Origin of the sequence: Sphaerimonospora sp. CA-214678 (genome assembly GCF_050942215.1) — a bacterium.
Lineage (GTDB): Bacteria > Actinomycetota > Actinomycetes > Streptosporangiales > Streptosporangiaceae > Sphaerimonospora.
The window spans coordinates 5,857,998-5,866,003 of sequence record NZ_CP192056.1 but is presented as its reverse complement, the minus strand read 5'-3'; the positions used below and the strand labels follow the sequence as shown (position 1 = coordinate 5,866,003).

General features: G+C 70.0%; 9 protein-coding genes. 7 read left to right on the top strand and 2 right to left on the bottom strand.

Annotation, left to right across the window (positions count from 1 at the left end; translation table 11 throughout):
- The first annotated feature begins 12 nt into the window (after positions 1-12).
- The 6 genes from ACQP1K_RS26280 to ACQP1K_RS26255 all read left to right on the top strand — a co-directional run bounded on the left by ACQP1K_RS26280 (position 13) and on the right by ACQP1K_RS26255 (position 3,800).
- Complete coding sequence (locus tag ACQP1K_RS26280; RefSeq protein WP_433498357.1) at positions 13-252, top strand: phosphopantetheine-binding protein; 240 nt, start codon at positions 13-15, stop codon at positions 250-252.
- Positions 249-1,511 (top strand): beta-ketoacyl synthase N-terminal-like domain-containing protein, encoded by a 1,263-nt coding sequence (locus tag ACQP1K_RS26275; RefSeq protein ID WP_433498356.1) that lies wholly within the window; start codon positions 249-251, stop codon positions 1,509-1,511. Before ACQP1K_RS26280 ends, ACQP1K_RS26275 begins: the two co-directional genes overlap by 4 nt.
- Positions 1,512-1,527: 16 nt before the next feature.
- Positions 1,528-2,295: a thioesterase II family protein gene (locus ACQP1K_RS26270; protein WP_433498355.1), complete on the top strand. Its 768-nt coding sequence runs from the start codon at positions 1,528-1,530 to the stop codon at positions 2,293-2,295.
- 178 nt (positions 2,296-2,473) lie between these two features.
- Complete coding sequence (locus ACQP1K_RS26265) at positions 2,474-2,923, top strand: helix-turn-helix transcriptional regulator (protein ID WP_433498354.1); 450 nt, start codon at positions 2,474-2,476, stop codon at positions 2,921-2,923.
- A 5-nt stretch (positions 2,924-2,928) separates the two neighbouring features.
- The gene (locus ACQP1K_RS26260; RefSeq protein WP_433498353.1) at positions 2,929-3,339 is read left to right on the top strand and encodes a VOC family protein; all 411 of its coding nucleotides are present in this window, start codon (positions 2,929-2,931) and stop codon (positions 3,337-3,339) included.
- Positions 3,336-3,800, top strand: a complete 465-nt coding sequence (locus ACQP1K_RS26255; RefSeq protein WP_433498352.1) for a pyridoxamine 5'-phosphate oxidase family protein — start codon at positions 3,336-3,338, stop codon at positions 3,798-3,800. The genes ACQP1K_RS26260 and ACQP1K_RS26255 overlap by 4 nt, the downstream gene beginning before the upstream one ends.
- A 35-nt stretch (positions 3,801-3,835) precedes the next feature.
- Here the strand turns inward: ACQP1K_RS26255 and ACQP1K_RS26250 are convergent, their stop codons facing one another.
- Entirely contained in the window at positions 3,836-4,855 is a 1,020-nt protein-coding gene (locus tag ACQP1K_RS26250; RefSeq protein ID WP_433498351.1) for an aldo/keto reductase, read from the bottom strand.
- 154 nt (positions 4,856-5,009) lie between these two features.
- On the opposite strand from ACQP1K_RS26250, the gene ACQP1K_RS26245 reads away from it, so the two are divergent.
- On the top strand, positions 5,010-5,600 hold the full coding sequence (locus ACQP1K_RS26245) for a TetR/AcrR family transcriptional regulator (RefSeq protein WP_433498350.1): 591 nt from the start codon (positions 5,010-5,012) through the stop codon (positions 5,598-5,600).
- On the opposite strand, the gene ACQP1K_RS26240 is transcribed toward ACQP1K_RS26245, so the two are convergent.
- Positions 5,589-7,907 (bottom strand): ATP-binding cassette domain-containing protein, encoded by a 2,319-nt coding sequence (locus ACQP1K_RS26240; RefSeq protein ID WP_433498349.1) that lies wholly within the window; start codon positions 7,905-7,907, stop codon positions 5,589-5,591. The genes ACQP1K_RS26245 and ACQP1K_RS26240 overlap by 12 nt on opposite strands.
- Positions 7,908-8,006: the final 99 nt, after the last annotated feature.

Genomic DNA, 8,006 nt, shown 5'->3' with positions numbered 1-8,006 from the left:
GGAAAGGCAGACATGTCCGACCCGATTCTGGCGGCGATCCGCCGCAACGTGCTGGAGTTGCTCCCGGACGTGGAGCCCGAGCTGGTGACCGAGGACCGGTCACTGACCGACCTGGGGTGCAACAGCATCGACCGCGCCGAAGTGGTGTCCATGACCATGGAGGACCTGGGTGTGAGCGTGCCGGTGCGGGAGTTCGCCGACGTTCACGACATCGGCGCGCTGGCCGCCGTGCTGCGGAAGCATGCTCCGTGAGCGTGGCCGTGACCGGCGCGGGGGTGCTGTGCGCCATCGCTGCGGACACCGACGCCTTCGCACTGGCTCTGCGTGCGGGCCGCTCCGGCGTCACCGCCCGCGCCGACGTCGGCGAACTCGAACCGCCGTTCGCCGCCGACCTGGTCGGATTCGACCTGGCCGCCGCGGTCACGGCCCGCGCCGATCTGCCGCAGCCGCTGCGACGCGCGGCGCTACGGGCGGCGGCCCGCGCCCCGCTGCCGATCCAGGCCGCCGTCGCCGTGGCACTGGAAGCCTGGGAACGGGCCGGGCTGCACCGCGTGAGCGTGCCCGGTCACCGGATCGGGATCGTGGTGGCGGGCCACAACCTGAGCGGCCACTACACGGAGCGGCAGCGGCCGCGGTACGCCGCCAGCCCCGCCCACCTCCCCGGCCGGTTCGCGCTGCACGCCCTGGACACCGACCATGTCGGCACGGTCAGCCAGGTGTTCGGCGTGACCGGCGAGGGCTACACGGTGGGGGGCGCCTCGGCCAGCGGCAACGTGGCCATCGTCAACGCGGCGCGTCTGGTCGCGACCGCCGCCGTCGACGTCTGCCTGGTGCTGGGCGCGCTCACCGACCTGTCCCCGATGGAGCGCCAGGCCTACTTCAACCTCGGCGCGATGGCGGGCACTCGCGGGCCGGACGCCCCGCACACCCGATCACGGCCCTTCGACGCCGACCGTGAGGGATTCGTACCGGGGCAGGGTGCGGCATGCCTGGTGCTGGAGTCAGCGGACTCCGCTACCGGCCGGGGCGTGCCGCCGCTGGCCTGGGTGGCCGGTCACGCGCTCAGGCTCGACGCGAACGCCCTGGCCGACCCCAGCGCCTCCGGCGAGGCCTGGGCGATGGCAACCGCCATCCGACGGGCCGGTCTCACCCCCGGCCAGGTGGATTACGTGAACACCCACGGCACCGGGTCGGTGCTGGGCGACGCCACGGAGGTGGCCGCCCTGCACGAGGTGTTCGGCGCCGCCCGGCCCTGGATCAACTCCACCAAGGGCCTGGTCGGACACTGTCTGTGCGCCGCTGGTGTGATCGAGGCCGTGGCCACCGTGGTCCAGATGCGCCAAGGGTTCGTCCACCCCAACGCCAACCTGCACCGGCCCATCGATCCCGGCCACCGCTTCGTGGGGCGGCGGGCCGAACCGGCGCGGCTGAGCTTCGCCCTGTCCAACGGGTTCGGGTTCGGGGGATTCAACACCAGCGTGCTGTTCGCCCACGCCGGCGGCGACGAATAGCGAGAAGGAGCACCTCATGCACGTCCATCCGGTGTCCGGCACGGAGCGGTGGATCGCCGGTGGCGGACGGGACGCGGCGCCCGGAGCGGAGCTGTCGCTGTTCTGTTTCGCCCACGCCGGCGGCGGGGCCGCGTTCTTCCGCCCCTGGAAGGCCGTGCTCGGACCGGACGTCGGCGTGCACCCGGTGCTGCTGCCCGGACGGGAGTCCCGGCTGCGCGAGCTTCCCTACCGCCGGATCGAGCAGCTCATCGATCCGCTCTGCGCCGCACTGGAACCCCATCTGGATCGGCCTTACGCGTTCTTCGGGCACAGCCTCGGCTCCCTGCTCGCCTACGAGGTCGCGCGGCGCTTCGATCCGGTCTGCCTGCTGGTCTCCGGCAGGCGGGCCGCCCACCTGCCCGCCGGCCGCCCGCTGTTCAGCACGCTGCCCGACGAGGAGTTCCTCACCGTGGTCGACCGGTTGAACGGCACTCCGCCCGAGGTGATGGGCCAGCCCGAGCTGCTGCGTCTGCTGCTGCCCGCACTGCGCTCGGACTTCGAGCTCAACGAGATCTATCAGCATCTCCCCGGGCCGCTTCTGACCTGTCCGGTCGCCGCCTACATGGGCGCCGACGACCCCGAGGTCACCCCCGCCGAACTGCTGGGCTGGCGTGAGCTGACCACCGCCGAGTTCACCCTGCGGATCTTCGCCGGCGATCATTTCTATCTGCGGGACGGCCGCCGGGACGTGCTCGATGCCGTACGCCGCGATCTGGCGTCGTGGTCAGGACGAGACGCGACCTGAAAGACCATGCCGGTTCTCACGGTCCGGCGGCGGGGGCGGCTCGGTCGGCACGCTGCTGCGGGGTCTTGTCGGTGGCGTAGGGCAGTATCGAACCGCCGAGCCGTTGACAGGAACAGGAGATCGCGATGTCGCCCACGAACCGGCAGGCGGCCGATCGCGTCCTCCCCCGGAGGTTTCGATGACCAGCAGACCCACCACCGCCGAGCACCTGCGTGACCTCGCGCGGCTGCGCCGGGTCCTTGACCGGATCGATCGGGAGTACGCGCAGCCGCTGGATGTCGAGGCGCTCGCCCGCGGTGCGCACATGTCGGCGGGACACCTCAGCCGCCAGTTCCGGCTCGCGTACGGCGAGTCGCCGTACGCCTATCTGATGACACGGCGAATCGAGCGCGCGATGGCGCTGCTGCGTCGCGGCGACCTCAGCGTCACCGAGGTCTGCTTCGCGGTCGGCTGCACCTCGCTTGGCACCTTCAGCACCCGCTTCACCGAGCTGGTCGGCGTGCCGCCCACCACCTACCGTCGTCGGTCGGCGGGCGCGACGGCGGGAATGCCCCCCTGCGTGGCGAAACGGGTGACCAAACCGATCAGGAATCGAGAAGCCCCGATTCCCGAGCCGCAGCTAGCGTGACCGTCATGGACATCACCATTCACGTGACCTTCCTCCCGCACGACGACCCGGACGCCTCCCTGGCCTTCTACCGCGACACCCTCGGCTTCGAGGTGCGCAACGACGTCGGATACGACGGGATGCGCTGGATCACTGTCGGCCCCGCCGGCCAGCCGGACACGTCCATCGTCCTGCACCCGCCGGCCGCCGACCCCGGCATCACCGAGGACGAGCGCCGCACCATCGCGGAGATGATGGCCAAGGGGACCTGCGCCGGCATCATCCTGGCCACCACCGACCTCGACGGCGTCTTCGAGAAGCTGCAGGCCGGCGACGCCGAGGTCGTCCAGGAGCCGATCGAGCAGCCGTACGGCGTGCGCGACTGCGCCTTCCGCGATCCGGCGGGCAACATGGTCCGCATCCAGGAGGTGCGGTGAGTCGTCCCGCGAGCGCCGAACCCCGCTCCCGCGCCCAGCGCCGTCGCGACATCGAACGTCGGCTCGCCCACGACGTCGATGTCTGGGTGGCCAGTGCATCGGAAGACGGTGCGCCATATCTGGTGCCGCTGTCCTTCGACTGGGACGGCGAGGCGCTGCTGATGGCCACGCCGACGGGCAGCCCGACCGGCAGGAACCTGACAGCCACCCGGACCGTACGGCTGGGGCTGGGCCACACCCGCGACGTGACCATGATCGACGGCGAGGTCGAGGTCCTCCACATGGACGCGCTGCCGCGGGAGCGGGGTGACCGGTTCGCCCAGCGCACCGGCTTCGACCCGCGGGTGTCGGCCACGCCGTACCGCTGGTTCCGCGTCTTCCCGCGCCGCGTTCAGGCGTGGCGCGAGGTGAACGAGCTGCCCGGCCGAGAGCTGATGCGCGACGGCCGCTGGCTGGTCTGACCGGAAACCGGACGGCCCCCGTGCCCCTCGAACGATCAGCGACGCCGGAGTGACGGGTCGAGCAGCGAGGGAGGGGTGTCGAACTTTTCGTGGGCGGCGAGGTCGGTGCCGGGAGCGACGATCGCGTCGATCGCGTCGAGCACATCGGCGGAGAGCACGGTGTCGGCGGCGGCGAGTTGCGAGTGCAGGTGGTCCAGCGTGCGGGGGCCGATGAGCGCGCTGGTCACGGCGGGATGCGCGGTCACGAAACCGAGCGCGAGCTGGATCATCGTCAGACCGGCCTCATCGGCGACGCCGGCCAGTCGCTCGACGGCATCGAGCCTGGCCCGGTTGGCCGGAATGGTGAGGTCGAAGCGTTCCGGCATGAACGTTGAGCGGCTGGTGGTGATCTCCCGGCCTTCGCGGATCGCGCCCGTCAGCCAGCCTGAGGCCAACGGGCTCCACACGAGCACGCCGAGTCCGTACTGCTCCGTCACGGGCAGCACGTGGGTTTCGATCCCGCGCTGCAGGATCGAGTAGCTGGGCTGCTCGGTGACGTAACGACTCAGGTGGTTGTCGCGGGCGGCCCATTGGGCTTGCACGATGCGGTACGCGGGGAAGGTCGATGAGCCGAAGTAGCGGATCTTCCCCGCACGCTGCAGGTCGGTCAGAGCCGACAGCGTCTCCTCGTCGCCGGTCGCCGGGTCCCACCGGTGAATCTGGTAGAGATCGACGTGGTCGACACCGAGACGGCGCAGGCTGTCTTCGAGTGCGGTGACGAGCCAGCGGCGTGAACCGCCCCGATGGTTGCGCTCGTCGCTCATGGGCATGCCCGCCTTCGTGGCCAGCACGATGTCGTCGCGGCGGCCGGCGATGGCTTTGCCGACCATCTCTTCCGACTCCCCGCCGCTGTACCAGTCGGCGGTGTCGATGAGGTTGATCCCGGCCTCAAGAGCGGCGTCGACGATGGCGGTGGCCTCGTCCTGGGTGGTGCGGCCGATCTTGCCGAAGTTCATCGCGCCGAGCACGAGGGAGCTGACCTGCACACCGGTGCGGCCCAAGGTGTGGTACTGCAAGAGCGTATCTCCTTCTTTGTCGATGAAGTGTGGTGACAATGCGTGCTTGGTTCTCGGTCCCGGCTCTGGCATCATGAGCAAACGGAACCTTGTCCCGTTTGAAGATACGGGACGTTGTCCCGTTTATCAATCCCGATAGCGGAGGGAACCGCGCGTGAACGACAGCGACCGAGGCGCAGGGCATGCGGTCCCGCGCAAGCGGGCCGACGCCCGGCGCAACGAGAGGGCGCTGCTCGACGCCGCCGCGGCGGTCTTCGTGTCTTCGGGCGTCGAGGCGCCGATACGCGACATCGCGGCGAAGGCCGGCGTGGGGACGGCCACGATCTACCGCCACTTCCCCACGCGGGCGGATCTCATCATCGCCGTCTACCGGCACCAGATCGAGGCCCTCGTCGAGGCCGGTCCGGCCCTGCTCGCGGCCGGCCCGACTCCTCACGCGGCGCTGGCGCGATGGATCGACCTCTTCGTCGACTTCCTGGTCACCAAGCACGGTCTCGCAGCCGTACTGCGGTCCGACAACGTCGCCTTCGAGGCGCTGCACGCCTATTTCCTCGACCGGCTCGTGCCCGTGTGCGCCCGGCTACTCGAAGCATCGGCCGCCGCCGGTGAGATCCGCACCGGCATGAGTGCCTACGAACTCATGCACGGTGTCGGAAACCTGTGCATCGGCGTGGAGAACAACCCCCGGTACGACGTACGTCGGCTGGTCGACCTCCTCATCGCCGGACTACGCCTACCGCGCTAGTGTCGCGCCGACGTACGCGGCGAGGTGCTCGCCGGTGAGGGTGGAGCGGGCGGCGACGAGATCGGCGGGGGTGCCTTCGAAGACGATCCGGCCGCCGTCGTGGCCGGCGCCGGGGCCGAGGTCGATGATCCAGTCGGCGTGTGCCATGACGGCCTGGTGGTGCTCGATGACGATGACCGACTTGCCGGAGTCGACGAGGCGGTCGAGCAGGCCGAGCAGCTGCTCGACGTCGGCGAGGTGCAGACCGGTGGTCGGCTCGTCCAGAACGTAGACGCCGCCGTCGGCGGCCATGTGGGTGGCCAGCTTGAGCCGCTGCCGCTCGCCGCCCGACAGCGTGGTGAGCGGCTGGCCGAGGCTGAGGTAGCCGAGCCCGACGTCGGCGAGCCGCTTGAGGATGGCGTGCGCTGCCGGCGTGCGCGCCTCGCCCGAGCCGAAGAACTCCTCGGCCTCGGCCACCGGCATCGCGAGCACCTCGCTGATGTCGCGTCCGCCGAAGAGGTGGTCGAGCACCGATGCCTGGAACCGCTTGCCCTCGCACTCTTCGCAGGTGGTGGCGACACCGGCCATCATCGCCAGGTCGGTGTAGACGACGCCGGCGCCGTTGCAGTTGGGGCAGGCGCCCGCCGAGTTGGCGCTGAACAGGGCCGGCTTCACGCCGTTGGCCTTGGCGAACGCCTTGCGGATCGGGTCGAGCAGCCCGGTGTAGGTCGCCGGGTTGCTCCGGCGCGAGCCGCGGATCGCGCCCTGGTCGATCGACACCACACCCGCGCCGGCGGGAATCGATCCGTGGATCAGCGAGCTCTTGCCCGAACCGGCCACGCCGGTGACGACGACGAGCACGCCGAGCGGGATGTCGACGTCGACGTCGCGCAGGTTGTTCGCGTTCGCGCCGCGGATCTCCAGCGTGCCGGTGGGCTTGCGCACCGACGGTTTCAGGGCGGCCCGGTCGTCGAGATGGCGGCCCGTGACGGTGCCGCCGGCCCGCAGCCCCTCGACGGTGCCCTCGAAGCAGACGGCCCCGCCCGCCGTACCGGCACCCGGCCCGAGATCGACGACATGGTCGGCGATCACGATCATCTCCGGCTTGTGCTCCACGACGAGCACCGTGTTGCCCTTGTCCCGCAGCCGCAGCAGCAGGTTGTTCATCCGCTGGATGTCATGGGGGTGCAGGCCCGAAGTGGGCTCGTCGAAGACGTAGGTGACGTCGGTGAGCGAGGAGCCGAGATGGCGGACCATCTTGGTGCGCTGCGCCTCGCCGCCCGACAGCGTGCCCGACGGCCGGTCGAGCGAGAGATAGCCCAGTCCGATCTCCACGAACGAGTCGAGAGTTCGCTGCAGGGTCGCGAGCAGCGGCGCCACCGACGGCGAGTCGAGACCGCGCACCCACTCGGCCAGGTCGCTGATCTGCATCGCGCACGCGTCGGCGATGTTGATCCCGCCGATCCGCGAGGAGCGGGCCGCCTCGTTGAGCCGGCTGCCCCCGCACTCCGGGCAGGTGGTGAAGATGACCGCCCGGTCCACGAACGCCCGGATGTGCGGCTGCAGCGCCTCCCGGTCCTTCGACAGGAACGACTTCTGGATCCGCGGGATCAGGCCCTCGTACGTCACATTGATGTTGTCGACCTTGATCCTGGTGGCTTCCTTGCGGAGCAGGTCGTGCAGTTCGGTCTCGGTGTAGTCGCGGAGCGGCTTGTCCGGGTCGAGGAAACCGGAGCCCATGTAGATGCGGCCGTACCAGCCGTCCATGCTGTAGCCGGGGATGGTGAGCGCACCCTCGGCGAGCGACTTGTTCTCGTCGTAGAGCTGGGTCAGATCGAAGTCGGTCACGTTGCCCATGCCCTCGCAGCGCGGGCAGGCGCCGGCGGGCACGTTGAAGCTGTAGTGGAACGACGGGCCTGCGCTCGGCTCGCCCAGCCGGCTGAAGACGATGCGCAGCATCGCGTTGGCGTCGGTGGCGGTGCCGACGGTGGAGCGGGAGTTGGCGCCCATCCGCTCCTGGTCGACGATGATCGCCGTCGTCAGCCCCTCGAGCACGTCGACCTCCGGGCGGGCCAGCGTGGGCATGAAGCCCTGCACGAAGGCGCTGTAGGTCTCGTTGATCAGCCGCTGCGACTCCGCGGCGATCGTGCCGAACACCAGCGAGCTCTTGCCGGAGCCGGAGACGCCGGTGAACACCGTCAGCCGGCGCTTCGGGATCTCGACGCTGACGTCCTTGAGGTTGTTCACGCGCGCGCCCTGCACCCGGATCAGGTCGTGGCTGTCGGCGGCGTGCGGCGCGGGCGGCCGCGGATCCGTGGGCGTGCTCATCGTGTTTCCATCCGTTCCTCGGGTCGTCGCCATCTCGTCTGAGTCGATCCGACCAAGTTTTTTATAGTACACATGTTCGTATGATGTGGGCCGATTCTT